The 247-nt window shown below is 71.7% G+C and carries 1 protein-coding gene; it reads left to right on the top strand.

Annotated features, from left to right (window positions below; translation table 11 throughout):
- Positions 1–166: 166 nt before the first annotated feature.
- The coding region (locus tag ACLIYP_RS30975; RefSeq protein ID WP_412716365.1) for a DUF6104 family protein at positions 167–247 on the top strand (81 nt) is incomplete at its 3' end.

The following is a 247-nucleotide window of genomic DNA, read 5'->3' as shown; positions in this document are numbered from 1 at the left end:
CCTCCCCGGCGGTGGGCTCCGCCAAGCGCCACCAGGCCGAGCAGCAGCAGCTGGTCAACGAGGTCTTCGACCTCTGAGGCCGGCCCGGAGGCCGAGGGCGGCCCGCCGCCGTCCGCAGACCCCGTGGTACCGACGCACACCATCCGGACCGGACAGGGAGATGTCCATGTACTTCACCGACCGCGGTATCGAGGAGCTGGCGCAGCGGCGCGGCGAGGAGGAGGTCACCTTCGAGTGGCTCTCCGAG

The organism is Streptomyces nanhaiensis, from assembly GCF_046614825.1.
Classification (GTDB): domain Bacteria; phylum Actinomycetota; class Actinomycetes; order Streptomycetales; family Streptomycetaceae; genus Streptomyces; species Streptomyces radiopugnans.
The sequence above is the reverse complement of the archived record's forward strand: the minus strand, read 5'-3'. Positions and strand labels throughout refer to the sequence as shown.